Raw genomic sequence first — 17093 nt, forward strand, 5'->3', positions numbered from 1 at the left:
GCCCTGTTTGAAGAGGCGGTGGAGCAGGGTTGGGTGGTCGACGGCGTCATGAGCCAGTCACTGGAACAGCTGAAAAACCTGTGGCGGCTGCGCGAAGATATCTCCGAAACCATCTCTCGCTGGACGCCTTACAAGAATGACATCTCCACCGTGATTTCCAAGGTGCCCCAGTTTCTCGAATCGGTGGAAAGTGTGGTTAACGCCCGCTACCCGGATTTCGAGATTATCTGGTTTGGGCATATTGGTGACGGCAATGTGCACCTGAATATCCTTAAGCCCGATAGCCTCGATAAAACCACTTTCTTCGAGCAGTGCAGCGAAGTGAGTCTGGAGGTGTTTGATATCGTCGAGCGCTTTGGAGGCAGTGTTTCTGCCGAGCACGGTGTGGGTCTGCTCAAAAAGCCCTACCTGAAATACACCCGCAGCGCGGCTGAAATTGCGGCGATGAAGGCGATCAAGCAGGTGTTTGACCCCAAAGGGGTGATGAATCCGGGCAAAGTGTTTGACTAAGCTTCTGCGTTTTTAGCACTGTCACGACATTAAGAGTGTAATTAGCAGCTTTAGTGCGCAGTTGGTTTGCCAGCTAGATAGAGCTTCCATGTGCTTTATTTAGCGCCCTATAGCTGCCAATGGTCGGTTTAGGATGTGCCTGCCGATTCACACAAGTATTTCAGCCTCCAGCAAGTCAATTGTTGGTGGTGAAGTGCGCGGCCATCCTCCGGCTGCGTCTATCCCTGAGAATTGACAAAACATACGTCGACGTAGCGGAATTAATGCGAGTTCGTGCCGGGTGCTTGCGCCACAGATTCGCCGGTAGACAAATGCGAACTGGATAGCCCCATACCCCATGTAGTCTGTGATAACATCGCGGCCGTTTGCGGAGCGCTGTACCGATGTGCAGTGTTGAACAACCTGTCGATGGAGATCTAAGCTGTTGTCACAATGGATAAAAATGCGAACTGCGCCAACCGGTCGCCGTTCTCTGTTAACCCTTTCTGCCCTCTTTATCAGTTCCGCCTCCTTTATTAGTTCCGTCAGTGCCGCGCCGGTTCTCGAGGAGGTGCTGGTTACCGCCCAGAAGCGAAGTGAAAGTACCCAGGATATTCCTGTTGCGGTTACTGGTCTTTCCGGCGACTCGCTGGACAAGCTGGGTTTTGACAGTGCCGTGGATATCGGCGCGCAGGTGCCGAACATGCAGGTCAGCGGTGCCTACGGTGAGGTCCAGCCGATTTTTTCTATCCGTGGCGTGAGTATGTCGGATTACAGCTCGAATCAGGCCAGCCCGATTGGGGTGTATGTAGATGAAGCTTATCTCGGGCCGACCTACAGTCACGGCGCCAGCTTTTTCGATGTGGAGCGACTGGAAGTTTTGCGCGGTCCGCAGGGCACCCTGTACGGCAAAAACACGACCGGCGGCGCGATCAACATCATTACCCGCACCCCGCGCTTCGACGGCGAAGGCAGCCGCTATCTCAAAGCGGGGGCCGGTAACTTTGGCGCCACCACCCTGGAGGCCGGTGCTGAAGCCGAGCTGATTCCAGGTACACTGGCCGCGCGCCTGTCCGGCAAAATCAAGCAGGATGACGGCTGGATGGAGATCAAAGGCCAGAGCGAAGACGGTGCCGCCACGGATTTTCGCGGTGGTCGCCTGGCGCTGAATTGGTTGATCAATGATCGCTGGGACGCGGTATTCAAATACACAGTGTCGAAGAATGACGGAACCAGTACGCCGCCCAAGGGTGAGGGACGCACTCCGACCCCAGATGGCAACGATATCGACTATACCGGCTACTCACGCCCGAAGAGTCTCGGCTTTCACGAGGTGGAATCCAACGCTTCAGGTGATCTGAATACTCGTACCGATCTGTCGGTTCTTACCATCAACTACAATGCCGACAACTATACCCTCACCTCAGTCAGCTCTTATCTCGATGCAGATTATTATCAAGAGCAGGATACAGACGGCGGCCCCAAAGGCTTGCTGGAGATACTGTGGGCGTCGGATTCACAGAGCTACAGTCAGGATCTGCGATTCACATCCGCCTTTGACGGTATGTTCAATATCATTGCCGGCCTGTACTACGGCTTTGAAGATCTGGCGATGCACAACACCTACCTGATCTTTAGTGATTTCCCTGATCCTCGCGTGGTGTTGGCCAAGCCCGATACGCTCGGCGATGCGCCCTACCTGATCGATGTTGGCCAGGTGGTGCATCGTATGGATGTAGAAAAAGAAAGCGCTGCGGCCTACACCCAGATGCGCTTCGATTTCACCGCGAATTTTGGCATGGATATCGGCTTGCGCTACACCCGTGATACCAACACGATGCCTTATCTCAACCTGTCTCGATACACCGACGATGGCGAACCGGTAGGTACCTGGGTGCCCGGCAACCCGACTGGTGTCGATAACGGATGGATACGGCTTGATTCAAATTCGGCGTTAGCCATTCTGTCTAACCCGGCCACCCTATCGGCGGCGACTGCTGGCGGGTATACCCATGGGCCATTTACGACCGCCTCGGCGCCGGAGCTTGAGTCCACAGAAAAAGAGTGGACCGGGAAAATCGGTGTTGATTATCGTTTTAGCGAAGAGTGGATGGCTTACGCCAGCTACAGTAAAGGCTATCGTGCCGGCAGCTTTAATGGCGGGGTGTACTACGTTAGCCGCACAATCGATGGTGGCGCTTATGCCGCGCCGGAATATATCGATGCCTATGAGGTTGGGTTCAAAGCCGATCTCCTCGATAACAGCATGCGCCTGAATGCTGCGGCCTTTTACTACGATTACACTGACCAGCAGTTCATCAATGTGGTGGGCATTTCCAACTTTCTGGAAAATGCCGGGGCGTCGAGCATAAAGGGTGTCGAGGCTGAGCTGTGGGCCAGAGCCACCGAGCGTCTGACTCTACAAATGGCGGTGGGTTTTCTGGAAACCGAGTTTTCCGAACTGAGCTTGGCCAACACTGAGACCCTGGATGATCCAGATGATCAGGTTGACCTGTCAGGCAACGAGCTGATTTCAGCGCCGGCGGTTAACGCCAGTGTTTCAGCTGATTATGACATTTTGCTGACCGACAGCGGGTATCTGAGCGTGAATGCCAATGCCAGCTACCAAGGCGACCAGTGGTTCAGCGCCTACAACGACCGCAATGGTTATGGGGAAATCCGGCAGGATGCCTACTGGTTGATCAATGGTCGCTTGGGCTGGTATGCCAATGACGGGTCTTACAGCGTGTCGCTGTGGGGTAAAAACCTGACGGACGAGGAGTACCACGTCTACGCTCTAAATTTGCAAGCCAACTTCGGCTTTGATGAGTATATTGCCGGCCCGCCGCGTACTTACGGCGTTGAAGTCAGCTATAACTTCTAGCGTAAATGGCAAGGCCTCCGCAACCGGAGGCCTTTTTGTAAACGTCTAGTTTGGTGTGATCCGATTGACGCCGTTTTGGGTGCCCAGCAGTAAAACGTCCGCAGGGCGGCAGGCAAAAATGCCGTTAGTCACTACACCGACAATGTTGTTTATTTTTTCTTCGATTTTTCTCGGTGTGGCAATAGGGAAGTTGTACACGTCGAGAATGATGTTGCCGTTATCCGTCACAACACCCTCGCGATACACCGGGTCACCCCCGAGCTTAACAAGCTCGCGACCCACATGGCTGCGCGCCATCGGTAGTACTTCCACAGGCAGCGGAAAGCCGCCAAGCTGATCCACCAGTTTGCTTTCGTCAGCAATGCACACAAACTGCTTCGCTACGGCTGCGACAATTTTCTCGCGGGTCAGTGCCGCACCGCCGCCTTTGATCAGCTCCAGACGGTGGTTGGTTTCGTCGGCACCATCGACATAAACAGCAACGTCGTTAACGGCGTTCAGGTCAAATACCTCAATGCCATGTTTTTTCAGGCGCTCGGCCGAGGCCTCTGAGCTGGCAACGGTCCCTTTGATGTCGTGTTTGAATCCCGCCAGCAGGTCAATAAAGCAGTTGGCCGTGGAGCCGGTGCCTATGCCGATGATTTCACCGTCTTCAATGGCCTGCTTCACTTCCTTGATGGCCGCGGCTGCTACCGCCTGCTTGAGTTCGTCTTGGGTCATGGGGATGCCTGTTGGGTAAAGGAAGGCATTATAGAATTTCGAGCCCTAGGGTGCGAGGGGCGATTTAGCGCCAGTGACTGCGGCTGTTGGGCCGGAAGCCAATTCACGATAGACTGCGCCCTTCGCAAATCCACACTGGGGAACCACCGTGCCACAGCAATACATCAAGAAGATTCTCGAAGCCAAAGTCTACGACGTGGCGATCGAGACACCGATTGACGAGGCCCGGCTACTGTCCGCGCGCATCGGCAATCGGGTATTGCTAAAGCGGGAAGATCTACAGCCGGTGTTTTCCTTCAAGCTGCGCGGTGCCTACAACAAGATGGCGAGCCTGTCGCCGGAAGAGTTGGCACGCGGAGTGGTAGCGGCGTCGGCGGGCAATCATGCACAGGGCTTGGCACTGGCTGCCAGCAAAATGGGTGTGAAGGCGACCATCGTCATGCCCAAGACGACGCCGCAGATCAAAGTGGACGCGGTAAAATCCCGTGGTGGCAAGGTCATCCTTCACGGCGATGTCTATGACGAAGCCTCCACCTATGCCAAAAAGCTCACGACCGAAAAAGGCATGACCTACGTGCACCCCTATGACGACCCGGAAGTAATCGCCGGTCAGGGTACCATCGGTATGGAGATCCTCCGTCAGCACACGGGGCCCTTGGATGCGGTGTTTGTGCCGGTTGGCGGTGGCGGCCTGGCGGCTGGGGTAGCGGCTTATATCAAGTATGTGCGGCCAGAGGTAAAGGTCATCGCGGTTGAGCCGGAAGAGGCGGCCTGCCTTAAGGCGGCACTTGAAGCCAATCGTCGCGTCACGCTGAAAGAAGTCGGGTTGTTCGCCGATGGTGTCGCGGTCGCGCAGATTGGCAAAGAGACCTTTCGCGTGCTCAAGAAAACCATCGACGGCGTAATTACCGCCTCGACCGATGAGATTTGTGCGGCGATCAAGGATATCTTTGATGATACCCGCTCCATTGCCGAGCCGGCGGGCGCGCTGGCATTGGCGGGCCTGAAAAAGTATGTCGCAGAAAATGACTGCGAAGGTCAGACCTTGCTCGCCATTGATAGCGGTGCCAACACCAATTTTGATCGCTTGCGTTATATCTCGGAACGAACGGAGATCGGCGAGCGGCGCGAAGCGATTCTCAGCGTACAGATCCCGGAGAAGCCCGGTAGCTTTAAACGCTTTTGTGCCGCTCTGGGAAAACGCAATATCACGGAGTTTAATTACCGTTTCAGCGATGTGAACGATGCGCAGATTTTTGTGGGTGTGCAGGTTTCACCGGAAAACAACGACCGGCAAGATCTAGTGCGTGAACTCAAAGCGCTGGGTTATCCGGTCTGGGATATGACTGATAATGAAATGGCCAAGCTTCATATTCGGTATATGGTTGGCGGACACGCGCCTGCCTCGGTAACCAATGAGCGGCTTTATCGATTTGAATTTCCCGAGCGCCCCGGTGCGTTGATGAAGTTTTTAAAAACGCTACCGCAAGCCTGGAATATCTCGTTGTTCCATTATCGTAATCACGGCTCGGCCTATGGTCGGGTGCTGGTGGGTATGCAGATCGAAGATAAAGATCGTCGCAAGGTGGGCGAGTATCTGGATCAATTACACTACCCCTACCACGAAGAAACTGACAATCCTGCCTATCAGCAATTTCTAAGCTAGTGCTAATCGCATGCAGTGTGTGTTCCTAGCCGCCCGAGTTGGGACGCCCTGTACGCGATTGACTCTTGTCTTTTATACGTAATCGACGTTGTTTCAAGAATGTCGTTTGGATGTCGCGGCCTTTCGTGCGTTGATTGAGTGCGCGCAAGGGGTCTGTATCAGACACAAATTTGGTGCATAAGCAAAAGCGTACTATGTGAGCGCCAATTATGTGTATTGGTGTTGCGGATCGTGACAGGTTTTTGAAAAGTGTTGCATTGTGTGGCGGACGGATTTCACGCATTGGTCCATCGATGCGCTAATGTTTCTTTGCTGACGTTTTCAATTATTTCAAAATTATTACATTTTTTTAGAAGATCAGCGTGATTTCTGTCGCGCGATTTCTGCGAATTGCGTAGCGATATTTTTAGCTTTTTATTTGCAGTGCAAAATCATGTACTGAAATATTTTATATAGGATGCATTGAATTTTTGTTTGTGTTAAAAACCGCGAGGCGAGCTAGGAATGGTCGTTAGAGGGTTGTAACTAAAGGATGTAGATGAGTTATACGTTTCGCCAGTCCTGTCGCGTGCCAGAAGTTATGGGTGTGTAGCCAATAAGCGATGAGTCTCAGTTTTCGTGGAGTCGCTTAACTTTCTTCTTTGCACACACGTTTTAAACGTATTACTTTTATAGGGATAAAATGTTTACCCGATCCATGCGCCTTGTCGGTGCTGCAGCTTTCGGCCTCGTATCTCAGCTGGCTATCGCAGACCCCGTCTCAGACCTGCTCAGTCAAACTGGGCTCAATTCACTTATAAATGGCAGCGCAAGCGGTGGTGGCGTTGAAGTTGATGTGCTCAACCCCACCGGTACCGGCGACAATGATGTGCTAGGGCTGGACCTTTTTACACCGGAAAACGGGTTAGGATTGACGTTGGGCAGCACCGAGCTTTTGGGTTTTGGCAACCCGGATGGCGGTACGGCTATCCCGCTAGATTTTCTCGGGCTGGATCAGTTGACCACCATGTTGGGCTTGGCTCCCGACAGCGCATTGGTTGATGCGCTTCGCAACACCGTGGGCCCGGACGGTGCCGTGATCGTCCCGGTTGTTGATTCCGTGCGTGCATTGTCGGGTGTTGGAGACGCGCTTAATTTTGACTTGGCCAATGCGGTAACCCTGCCGGGCTTTTCGGATGAGGCCGTGGGCTTGGCTATCGCAGGTTCCGACAATTCTGGTAACGCGTCGGCCGATGGTTTGGCGGGCGTCGCTATATTGACCCCAGGTGCGAGCGGCAATGGTGGCCTAATTGGTCTGGCGGTGATTTCCGGCGGTGGCTCAGGCAATGGCGACCTGATCGGCATCTCGGTGGCGGGTGATGATAACTCTGGTAATGGCAGTGTCGCGGGTGTTGCGGTGCTTGGGGGTGATCAGGCGGGCAATAGTGAAACGCTGGCTTTAAGCGCAATCAGCGGCAGCAGCTCAGGCAACGGCGCATTGGTCGGCGTTGGCGCGGTTAACGAGGACAATGCGGGTAACGGCGGATTGGTCGGTGTGGGGGCGATCAACGGCGATGAATCGGGCAACGGGGGCGTTGCCGGTGTTGGTGCACTAAGTCGAAACAACGCCGGAAACGGTGGTTTCTCGGGCGTGAGTGTCATTAACGGAGACGACGCAGGTAACGGCAGTACCGCAGGCGTTGCGGTGTTGTCGGGCGACAATAGCGGCAATAGTGATGGTGTCGCTGGAGCCGTCATCAGTGGCGATAATTCGGGCGACGGAGGTGGAATATCCGTTGACGTCGGAAGCGATGATAATGGCGATGGCAGTGGCCCCGGCGGTGGCGAGTGTGAAGGCCTTGCCTGCGGAGACTCGGGCGGTGAGGATACTCTGCTACTGGCCGATTCCAACTGTGCCGAAGGCGACAGTGACAGCGACGGCATTTGTGATGATGTCGATGATTGCACAGATACACCCGAAGGTGCCGATGTGTTTGTCACAGGTTGCCATCTGGATGAAAACACGTCGCTGGTCTTGCGCGGTGTCAATTTCGAATTCGACTCTCTGGATCTTACCGAGCCCTCGAAGGCTTTGCTGGAGGAAGCGCGTCGTATCATCGAAAAACATCCCAATGCCCTGATTGCTATTGATGGACATACGGATTCCAAAGGTGCCGACAGCTATAACGACGAGCTGTCATACAAACGCGCCCGCGCCATCTATACGCACTTTGTGAATTATGGGATTAAGCCCGAGCGGCTGACCTTCCGTGGGTTTGGTGAAAATGTCCCTATCGCTGCGAATACCACAGACAGTGGTGCGGATTACCCTGAGGGGCGCGCGCTAAACCGGCGTGTGGAGCTCACCGTTGTAGATCTGCAAACCTTCGCTGCGATCAAGGCAGAAAACGCCAATCGACGAGTGGCGCAGCATGCAGCGACTGCGCAGGGTGGCAGCGCAGAACAGGCAACAGCGAGCTTGCCAAAGCAGTCCTCCACAGGTTCCCCTAACAGTGAGCAGCAGGCGCGAGCCGAACTGGAAAAAGCCAGAGCTGACGCCCAGAAATGGGAAAGAATAGCGCGTGAAGAGCAGCAGCGTGCTAAGGAGGAAGCGGCGAAGCGTGAACGTCAAGCGCAATTGGATGCTGAGGAAGCAAAACGCCGTGAAGAAAAAGCGGCTGAAGCCGAAAGTAGTTACGACGAGGTGCTGGAGTTTCTCGAAGAGACGGGTGCCGCCGAACGTGATGCTAGCGACAATCGCAACACAAGTGGCAATTCGGCTGACTCAGCAGCGCCGGAAAGCACCCGCCCGCAGGACACCGCTAAACCCAACAACACCTGATGCGAATGAGGCGCCGCGAGATTCGGCGCCATCTCTAGTGATCGTTTAGCTTGTTAACAAAGACAATGATTGGGAATTCACTATGGCTATTGATTTGCCGCCCGCACTACCTCCGGTATTGACTTCATCGCAGCAGATTTCTTCGTTCAGCGAAGTCAGTCTGCCGTATGCACGCAAGTTGGGGCAGTACGAAATCAGACTGACAGGAAATCACGGCCTCAGTGCCGGTGAGCTCGACGCCCTGTTTGTAAAAGCACAAACACCGTCACAGCTCATTCTTATGATCAATTCCGCTAGCTATAACAATGGCAATCTCTTGGTGCGATTACTCTACTCGGCACCTGCAAACAACGTTGTCTATCTCCACGCCGTGCAGATGCGGGTGGGAGAGATTCGCGGTAATGAGGTTGTAAAGCGTCACTTTAAGGATCTCGCTGGTGATGTTGACCTGACGCGTGAAGAGTTTTCCACGCGTCAGGTGCTGGCGGATATTCAATCTGAGCGTAGCGGGCTTGATTACAGCGTAAGTTATGAAGCGTCGCCTGAAAGGCCGGATGCGCTCGACCTTGTGTTTAACCAAACAGCTGATGCAGAGCACGATGCGACGGATTTCATCGTGCAGCTGGGCAATCAGGGTAGCCGTTTTGCCGGGCGTTATTTTCTGGATTTGGGTTTCAAACATGACTTTTCCAGTGGTTTTCAGCTGTCAGGCGGCTATGAACACGCGATAAGTGATTGGGGTGAGTCGCGTGACGGGGAGGATTATCATCAGTTTCAGTTGAAGCTGGATAAGGCCTACAGTTTTGGGCTCTACGGTATAGAAGGCCGTCATTCGCAGTATGTACGAGATCTGGGTGTCATCAGTGTTCCATCGACGGCTTGTGTTGTACCCAGCGGCTTCGGTGGCCTGTTGTGTCTACCGACAGCCAGCTCCACCCAACGGGACGTTGAATTGGATGCGGAAATCGATCAGCTGGCGATAACAGGCAATCAGGTGATTTCCAGTGATATCGATCACCGCTTCACCCTGTCTCAGCGACTGGATTATACCGATTCGCTCATCGACTCAAATATAGATCAGGTGGTACAGGACGAGCGTTATGCAACGCTGGAGGTGGGTGCGACCTATCACAAAGCTAAACAGCACCGCGAGAACTTGCTGAATTGGAAGCTCGGAGCTGCGATAAAGGGCGGTATAAGTGGTGATAAGGGCACGCTCGGGACAGACTCTCAATCTGCCGGGATGGCGGTAGGTAAGCGAACGGCTGAATTTGTCGTTATCAAGCCGAAGGCAGAAGCCATCTACGCGTTCAGCGCCAACAGTAACTTCAGGTTGGCCTTGAACGCTCAGCTGAGCGACGAGCAGCTGCCGCAGCAACAACAGTGGGTCCTTGGCGGTGTTGATAGGCTCAGCGCGTATCTTCCGGGCGTGCTGGTCGGCGATAGCGGCTATCATGCCGACCTCAGTTTCAATCATACCTGGAAGCTGGGGGACTTCTCTCTGGCTGGTGGAGTGTTTGCAGAATATGGTGCGGCACAGTATGAAAATGCTTCCGGCGCCTTGGGTTCGGTCGATTTGGGCGATCAAAGCAGCATTGCTGATGCGGGTATTCGTGCGACGCTGAGCGCTTGGGATTGGCTTGAGGTACGCGCCGTCATTGCGGAATCATTGTCAGAGGATAATGTGGATGAAGCGGCGCTGGATCGCGCTGAAGCCGATTTCTTTGTCGTGGTAAAAGCCATCTTTTAGGTGGCTGCCTGTAGGTGTTTTGCGAGTGGGGTAGTTTATCTGCTACCTCCGTTCAATGTCCCTACGACGGCTCGTCACCGGGATAACCAGTAAAGTCTTCTGTCGGTCGCAATGACATCCAGAGGAATATCCCAACTTTGCACTGGCAGACGTTCCACTTGTTGGAAGTCGTGTGCCAATCCAACGAGTAAAGGCCTGCGCGTTTTCTGTCGAGGCAGATGACTTAAGGTTCGATCGTAAAAGCCGCCTCCCATTCCCAATCGATTACCCTGAGTATCGAAACCAACCAGCGGTAAAAATATCACATCGAGTTTGTGGGCTGGGCGCGCATTGCCGCGCCGCTGGGGCGGCTCAGGAATGTTGAAACGATTTCGGCGCAATTTCTGGCCGGGGTGAAAACGTCTGAATATCAACGCCTTGCCGGCGAGGCAAGGCAGATAGCAGGCATGCTGCTGGCGCGCCATTCGCTGCAGCGTGAGCAGGGGTGATATTTCTCCGTCGTTGGGTAGGTAAAACGCGATATGTCCGGCACGTCGGGCCGGCGTTAATTTTCTCAGGCGGCGATCTAGATCGCGGCTGGCGACCTTTTGAGCGGCGTCTGAAAGCGCCCTGCGTTGCGCACGCAGCTGCTTGCGGAGGTTGGTTTTTTCGAGCGTTGTCATGCGCTTATGGTGGGCAAACTGCCGGCCGGGAGCAAGCAGTAAAAACCCCGGAGATACCGTTGGCCGCGTGACCCTTGAACCCAGGGGTTCAAGGTGGCGGTTTCCGCGTTGCATCAGGCTTCCCGTTCGCGCGGGCATGCACAACAGCAGCGGCTGGAAACAGCCGTGGTTTAAAGCATCGGCTCAGGGATCTAGCGGTCTGACGAATATCCCAGGGTCGTGGCACAGTATAACATTGCCCCCCTTTCCCCTATAGGGGCAAACCACAATTCCCCGGTGAATCTTTCACAGGTAAAGCGCGCAAACTATGTGAATCCGGCCTTGCAAAAAAGGCGTGACAGTGGATGCCTTTTGCCGTAAAAAGCGCCGTCCTTTTTTGAGTGCCTGCCGTGACCGCCATACCTGCGGGGGAGTTTTCCGACTACGTTGATGCCATTGCCGGCGCCCTGGTGCGTGACGGCTATTGCGTGGTCGATGCCGGCGTGCCTGATGAATTGTTGTGGGCTTTATATGAGCGCACCGGGCCGCGCAGCAGTGCAGCGTTCAGGCGCGCCGGTATTGGGCGCGACGACAGCTTTCGCTTAAACAGCAAACTGCGTACCGACACCATTCACTGGCTCAGCCACGACTATCCCGCCGAATCTGCGTATTTGCACTGGATGGAATACTTGCGCTTGGAGCTGAACCGGCGTGTGTTCTTGGGTCTATTTGATTTCGAGTGTCATTTTGCGCGCTACGGAAAAGGAGCCTTTTACAAAAAACATCTGGATGCCTTTGCCGGTAACACTAACCGAATCCTTTCCACTGTGCTGTACCTGAATCCCCGTTGGCAGGATAGCTGGGGCGGCGAGCTGGCGCTGTATCGGGACTTTGATAGCGACTCTATCGAGAATATCTCGCCGGTAATGGGACGCCTGGTGCTGTTTTTCAGTGAGCGCTTCCCGCATGAAGTGAAGCCTGCGGTGCGGCGGCGCTACAGTATTGCGGGCTGGTTCCGGGTGCGAGAGTTATAGGGCTGGGCTATCGGTGTGTGCTGTGCGTGCTAAAGGCAGAATCGTTTGATCAGGCCGCGCAGCAGCTCGACTGCCGGTGCAATCTGCTCATGGGCCAGGTACTCATTGGGTTGGTGCGCCACGTCGATGGAGCCGGGGCCCATGACGATGGTTTCCATGCCGAGTTGCTGCATAAAGCCAGCCTCGGTTCCGAAGGCAACCGCATCCGCCTGATGGCCACTAAGCTGCTCGGCTGCTTTCACCAGATCGCTATCGGCATCTTGTTCAAAGGGTTCGATACCGGGCATAAGGTCTACCAGCTCAAAGTTGACCTGGTGGTGGTCGGCAATGGGTTGCAGTCGCTGCCGAATTTGCTGGCGCAACTCGTCGTTGTGCATGCCGGGCACGCCGCGCAGATCAAACTGTAGTTCGCACTGGCCGCAGATGCGGTTTGGGTTGTCGCCACCGTGGATGCACCCCAGATTCAGGGTCGGCGTGGGCAGGGTGAAGCCGCTGTGCTGGTAGCGACTTTGCAATGCCTTGCGTAGATTCACCAGCTCGGTCATGACGTCGTGCATGGCGTCCAGGGCGGATCGCCCCAAGGCTGGGTCTGAAGAGTGCCCGGATCGGCCCTGGAGGCGGACGGCTTCCATCATGATGCCTTTGTGCATGCGGATGGGTCGCAGGCCAGTGGGTTCACCAATAACTGCATAGCGCGCTTTGGGAAACCCCTGGCTGGCCAATGCTCGTGCGCCGGCCATGGAGCTTTCTTCGTCAGCGGTGGCCAGAATCATCAATGGCTGTTTTAGGGGGGTATCGAGGAAGGTACGTGCGGCCTCAATCGCAATCGGGAAAAAGCCTTTCATGTCCGTAGCACCCAAACCATAAAAGCGGTTGTCTCGCTCACTGAGGGTGAAGGGGCTGCTGTCCCAAAGCTGTTCGTCGCATGGCACCGTATCGGTATGTCCGGCCAGCACTAGGCCGCCGGGCCCAGTTCCCAGAGTGGCTAACAGATTGGCTTTGTTGGGGTTGTCGGGTAGGGGCAGTATGCGCACTGCGAAGCCGAGCGTTTCCAGCCATTGTGCCAGCCGTTCAATAACGGCCAGGTTGCCCATGTCGTGACGGGGCGAGGCAGAGCTGATGGAGGGTAGTGCAATCAGCTCTGCCAGCTGGGTTTTGAGATCCGGGATGTTCACGGGCTAGCTGAACACACCCTTGAAGAAGAAGAAAAAGACAATGGCCAGGCCTGCGCCCGCAGGCAGGGTGATCAGCCAAGACAGGAAGATATTGCCAATCACGCGCAGGTTTAGTGCGGCGATGCCACGCGCAAGACCCACCCCGAGGATCGCGCCCACCAAGGTGTGTGTGGTAGAGATCGGCAGGCCTGTGGCCGAGGCCAGTACCACGGTGGTGGCCGCGCCCAGTTCGGCTGCAAAACCGCGACTGGGAGTAAGCTCGGTGATTTTCTTGCCTACCGTGGCGATGACTTTAAAGCCGTAGGTGGCCAGACCTACAACGATACCGCCGCCACCAAGCAGCAGTACCCACCAAGGCAGGGGTGATTTGGCGGCTACTTCACCGCCGGAGGCAATAACGCTTACTACAGCCGCCAGCGGGCCAACGGCATTGGCGACGTCGTTTGACCCATGGGCAAAGGCCATGGCGCAGGCGGTGAATATCATCAGAACCGCAAACACGCGCTCGACGTTGGCAAAGCGGAAATTCCCTTGAATGGGGTCTTCTTTGATTCTGCTCAGAAGCGCGTAGCCCAGCCCCATGACGGCAAGGCCGACGAGGGCTGCGTAGCCCAGACATTCCTGAAAGCTCAAGCCCAACCCGATGTGTTTGAGGCCTTTGACCATGGTGACCATGGCAATGATAAAGCCGACGGCAAACATGTAAAACGGGATGTATTTTTTGGCGGCTTTAAAGGGTTCGGGCGCGTCGAGAATCAAGCGCTGGGCGCTCATAAATAGCAGGAAGGATATGGTGCCCGCCAGAAGCGGCGAAACTACCCAGCTAGCGGCTATCTGACCCACCTTGCCCCAAGATACGGCGTCAACGCTGATGCCGACAGCGGCAAAACCCACCAATGCGCCCACGATGGAGTGGGTGGTGGAGACAGGCCAGCCCATAATGGAGGCTATTAACAGCCAGGTGCCGGCGGCCAGCAGAGACGACATCATGCCGTAGACCAATAGCTCCGGCGTGTCGGCCAAGATGGAGGAATCAATGATGCCTTTGCGGATCGTGGAGGTGACCTCCCCGCCCGCCAGATAGGCGCCGCAGAATTCGAAGACCATGGCGACGAGAATCGCCTGTTTAATGGTCAGGGCTTTGGAGCCGACCGAGGTGCCCATGGCATTGGCGACATCGTTAGCGCCTACACCCCAGGCCATGAAGAAGCCGAAAAGACAGGCCAGAATGAGCAATATCTGACCGTGTTCTGCAATAACAGACATGTGTTATCCCCGAGTACTTAAAAATGCATTTAGCGGGCGAGAAGAATTTGCAGGCGTGAACCTACTTTTTGCGCCTCGTTGGCGAGCTCTCCGACCCAGTCAATAATTTTATAGAGGAACATTACGTTCACTGGTGGCAGCTCGGCCTCCAGTTTGAACAGCACGGCGCGGATCTTGACCTGAGCCTTGTCGTTCTCGTGTTCCAGCTTGTCGAGTTCGTTAATCAGTGATTCGACGAAATCCACCTCGCGGCCGCGAAAACCGCTCTCGAGCAGCTCATCCAGCTCGTCTATGGCGCGGTGAGCCTGATTAACCGTGTCGATGGCGAGCTTGAGATATTCCCCCATCAGCTCAACCAGTTTGGCGGGAATTTCCATCTGGCGCCCGAGCATCAGTCCAGCGATGTCCTTGGCGAGGTTGGCAATGTGGTCCTGCACCCCCACCAAATCAAGCAAGTCCGAGCGTGGCACGGGAAGGAACAGGCTCTTGGGCAGCTGCAGGCGAACCTGCTTCTTGAGCTTGTCCGCTTCGTTCTCGAGCTTGGCGATGGCCTTCTGGTGAGTTTTTGCCTGATCCCAGTCGCCGGCGACGGCGGCGTCCATAAACTGGGTCAGCAGCTGGGCGCAGTCTCTGGTACTGGTCATATGCTGCTGGATCGGTGCGATCGGTGATTTTCCGAACAGATTCGTGAGAGGGTTTCCAGCCATTGTGCTCTCCTGCTTTGCGAGGCCGCCAGTATACTGACTTGTCACAAAATTGTAACAGTCGACATTTCTTGAGATGCTCGGGTCAGACGGCCTGTATGACCTCTGGTAATTATGGCCTGCTGACTGTGATAATGATGCGAAAATTGCGGAAATTTTCTATGCAGACTACGGCGAACCCACTTTCTGGCCCCCTGACTGTCAAGGGGCTGCTGAATCGGCTGGAGCAGGAAGGGCATATTTCTGTAGCTGACTTCCGCCGCATCCCGCATTTTACGTCCAAGCGCGACGGCAAGCCGGTCAGCCCCATCGAGCATATTGCTAACTTCGAGCTGGAGCACCTCAAGCGTCCGGGTAAGCAATTGACGGAAGAATTCCTGACCCAGTGGCTGGCGGATCACTGCCAGATGGAGTTTCGGCATATCGACCCGCTGAAGATCGATGTGCCGACAATCACCGAAGTTATGTCTTACGCTTTTGCTCAGCGATACAACATTCTGGCGCTCGATGTTACCGATCAGGAAGTGGTCGTCGGCGTCTGTGACCCCTTCGAGGCCACCTGGGAAGCCAACCTGGCGCCGACGTTGCGCAAACCCATCCGCAAGGTGTTGACCAAGCCCACTGATATTGCCCGTTATACGGTGGAGTTTTATACCCTTTCCAAATCGGTCATGGGAGTAAAGGGCGCTGAGCGCAAGGAATCCAGCGTTGCCAACTTGGAGCAGCTGCTGCAGATGGGCGCTGCCAAGGATCTGGATGCCAACGACGGTCATGTGGTCAAAATTGTCGACTGGCTACTGCAGTATGCGTTTGACCAGCGAGCGAGTGACATTCATATCGAGCCGCGCCGGGACATTGGCAATGTGCGCTTTCGCATTGACGGTGCTCTCTACAATGTCTATGAAATGCCGGCTGGCGTAATGGCGGCGGTGGTCAGTCGTCTGAAGATTCTGGGGCGGATGGACCTGGCAGAAAAGCGCCGTCCGCAGGATGGTCGTCTGAAGACTAAAAATCCGGCCGGTGGCGAAATAGAGCTGCGCCTGTCGACCCTGCCGACTGCGTTCGGCGAAAAGATGGTGATGCGGATTTTTGACCCTGAGGTGCTGTTACGCAGCTTTGATCAGCTGGGGCTGCGGGGTGAGGATCTCAAGCGCTGGCAAACCATGATCAATCAGCCTAACGGTATTGTCTTGGTGACTGGTCCGACGGGCTCCGGTAAGACCACCACGCTTTACTCCAGCCTTAAGCAGGTGGCTACCTCGGATGTGAATGTCTGCACCATAGAGGACCCGATAGAAATGGTCGAGGGCGCCTTTAATCAGATGCAGGTGCATTCCCAGATTGGCCTCACCTTCGCCTCGGGTGTTCGTGCGCTGCTGCGGCAGGATCCGGACATCATCATGATCGGCGAAATCCGCGATCAGGAGACTGCAGAGATGGCGGTGCAGGCCGCACTAACGGGCCATCTGGTGATTGCGACCCTGCATACCAACGATGCGCCCAGCGCTATTACGCGACTGTTAGAGCTGGACGTGCCCGCTTATCTGCTGAAGGCGACCGTGCTCGGTGTAATGGCCCAGCGGCTGGTGAGAACGTTGTGCCCCCATTGCAAAAAGCCGGCGCCCACGGATGAGGCCGGCTGGCAGCAATTGATTGCGCCTTGGCGCGCAGAATCGCCAAAACAGTTTTATGTGGCGGAAGGCTGCCTGGAGTGTCGCAATACGGGATTCTATGGACGGCAGGGTATCTACGAGGTGCTGACCATGGACGACGAGGTGAAGGAGCTGGTATCCGGCGACATGAACCTGTCTGGCATCCGTCAGGCTGCGGTCAAGAGCGGTATGAAAACGCTGCGTCTCAGCGGCGCGCAGAAAGTGGCGGCGGGGGAAACCACCGTGACGGAAGTGATGCGGGTGGCTCCTGCGGCCCACAGCGGGTCCTGA

The 17093-nt window shown here is 55.3% G+C and carries 12 protein-coding genes and 1 other RNA gene; 7 read left to right on the top strand and 6 right to left on the bottom strand.

Annotation, left to right across the window (positions count from 1 at the left end):
• Nucleotides 1-510: FAD-linked oxidase C-terminal domain-containing protein (locus AC222A_RS12305; RefSeq protein ID WP_486775043.1), on the top strand; the 510-nt coding region annotated here is incomplete at its 5' end.
• Nucleotides 511-952: 442 nt separating this feature from the next.
• Nucleotides 953-3373 carry a TonB-dependent receptor gene (locus tag AC222A_RS12310; protein WP_372809508.1) on the top strand — a complete coding sequence of 807 codons (2421 nt, stop codon included), beginning with the start codon at nucleotides 953-955 and terminating at the stop codon, nucleotides 3371-3373.
• A 45-nt stretch (nucleotides 3374-3418) separates the two neighbouring features.
• Here AC222A_RS12310 and rpiA read toward each other — a convergent pair whose 3' ends face one another.
• Nucleotides 3419-4093: a ribose-5-phosphate isomerase RpiA gene (rpiA, locus tag AC222A_RS12315; RefSeq protein ID WP_486775044.1), complete on the bottom strand. Its 675-nt coding sequence runs from the start codon at nucleotides 4091-4093 to the stop codon at nucleotides 3419-3421.
• 148 nt (nucleotides 4094-4241) lie between these two features.
• Between rpiA and ilvA the strand changes: the two genes are divergently transcribed.
• The 3 genes from ilvA (at nucleotide 4242) to AC222A_RS12330 (ending at nucleotide 10330) form a co-directional block, all read left to right on the top strand.
• Nucleotides 4242-5759, top strand: coding sequence for a threonine ammonia-lyase, biosynthetic (gene ilvA, locus AC222A_RS12320; RefSeq protein ID WP_372750427.1), 1518 nt, complete (start codon nucleotides 4242-4244; stop codon nucleotides 5757-5759).
• 682 nt (nucleotides 5760-6441) lie between these two features.
• On the top strand, nucleotides 6442-8580 hold the full coding sequence (locus AC222A_RS12325; RefSeq protein WP_372759216.1) for an OmpA family protein: 2139 nt from the start codon (nucleotides 6442-6444) through the stop codon (nucleotides 8578-8580).
• An 82-nt stretch (nucleotides 8581-8662) separates the two neighbouring features.
• Nucleotides 8663-10330 carry a ShlB/FhaC/HecB family hemolysin secretion/activation protein gene (locus AC222A_RS12330; protein ID WP_486775045.1) on the top strand — a complete coding sequence of 556 codons (1668 nt, stop codon included), beginning with the start codon at nucleotides 8663-8665 and terminating at the stop codon, nucleotides 10328-10330.
• A 74-nt stretch (nucleotides 10331-10404) separates the two neighbouring features.
• On the opposite strand, the gene AC222A_RS12335 is transcribed toward AC222A_RS12330, so the two are convergent.
• Both AC222A_RS12335 and ssrS read right to left on the bottom strand, forming a co-directional pair.
• Nucleotides 10405-10992 (bottom strand): 5-formyltetrahydrofolate cyclo-ligase, encoded by a 588-nt coding sequence (locus tag AC222A_RS12335; protein ID WP_372759714.1) that lies wholly within the window; start codon nucleotides 10990-10992, stop codon nucleotides 10405-10407.
• A gap of 40 nt (nucleotides 10993-11032) precedes the next feature.
• Nucleotides 11033-11213: non-coding RNA, 6S RNA (ssrS, locus tag AC222A_RS12340), on the bottom strand.
• 168 nt (nucleotides 11214-11381) lie between these two features.
• Between ssrS and AC222A_RS12345 the strand changes: the two genes are divergently transcribed.
• Nucleotides 11382-12005, top strand: a complete 624-nt coding sequence (locus AC222A_RS12345; protein WP_486775046.1) for a 2OG-Fe(II) oxygenase — start codon at nucleotides 11382-11384, stop codon at nucleotides 12003-12005.
• Nucleotides 12006-12034: 29 nt separating this feature from the next.
• On the opposite strand, the gene argE is transcribed toward AC222A_RS12345, so the two are convergent.
• Genes argE through AC222A_RS12360 form a run of 3 tightly spaced genes read right to left on the bottom strand, consistent with a single transcriptional unit; the run spans nucleotide 12035 to nucleotide 15153 of the window.
• The gene (argE, locus tag AC222A_RS12350) at nucleotides 12035-13180 is read right to left on the bottom strand and encodes an acetylornithine deacetylase (protein WP_486775047.1); all 1146 of its coding nucleotides are present in this window, start codon (nucleotides 13178-13180) and stop codon (nucleotides 12035-12037) included.
• A 3-nt stretch (nucleotides 13181-13183) separates the two neighbouring features.
• Nucleotides 13184-14446, bottom strand: a complete 1263-nt coding sequence (locus AC222A_RS12355; RefSeq protein ID WP_372747365.1) for an inorganic phosphate transporter — start codon at nucleotides 14444-14446, stop codon at nucleotides 13184-13186.
• A gap of 29 nt (nucleotides 14447-14475) precedes the next feature.
• The gene (locus AC222A_RS12360; RefSeq protein WP_372747366.1) at nucleotides 14476-15153 is read right to left on the bottom strand and encodes a TIGR00153 family protein; all 678 of its coding nucleotides are present in this window, start codon (nucleotides 15151-15153) and stop codon (nucleotides 14476-14478) included.
• Nucleotides 15154-15311: 158 nt separating this feature from the next.
• Between AC222A_RS12360 and tfpB the strand changes: the two genes are divergently transcribed.
• Nucleotides 15312-17093 (top strand): type IV pilus assembly ATPase TfpB, encoded by a 1782-nt coding sequence (gene tfpB, locus AC222A_RS12365; RefSeq protein ID WP_372747367.1) that lies wholly within the window; start codon nucleotides 15312-15314, stop codon nucleotides 17091-17093.

Source organism: Litorivivens sp. (assembly GCF_057445395.1).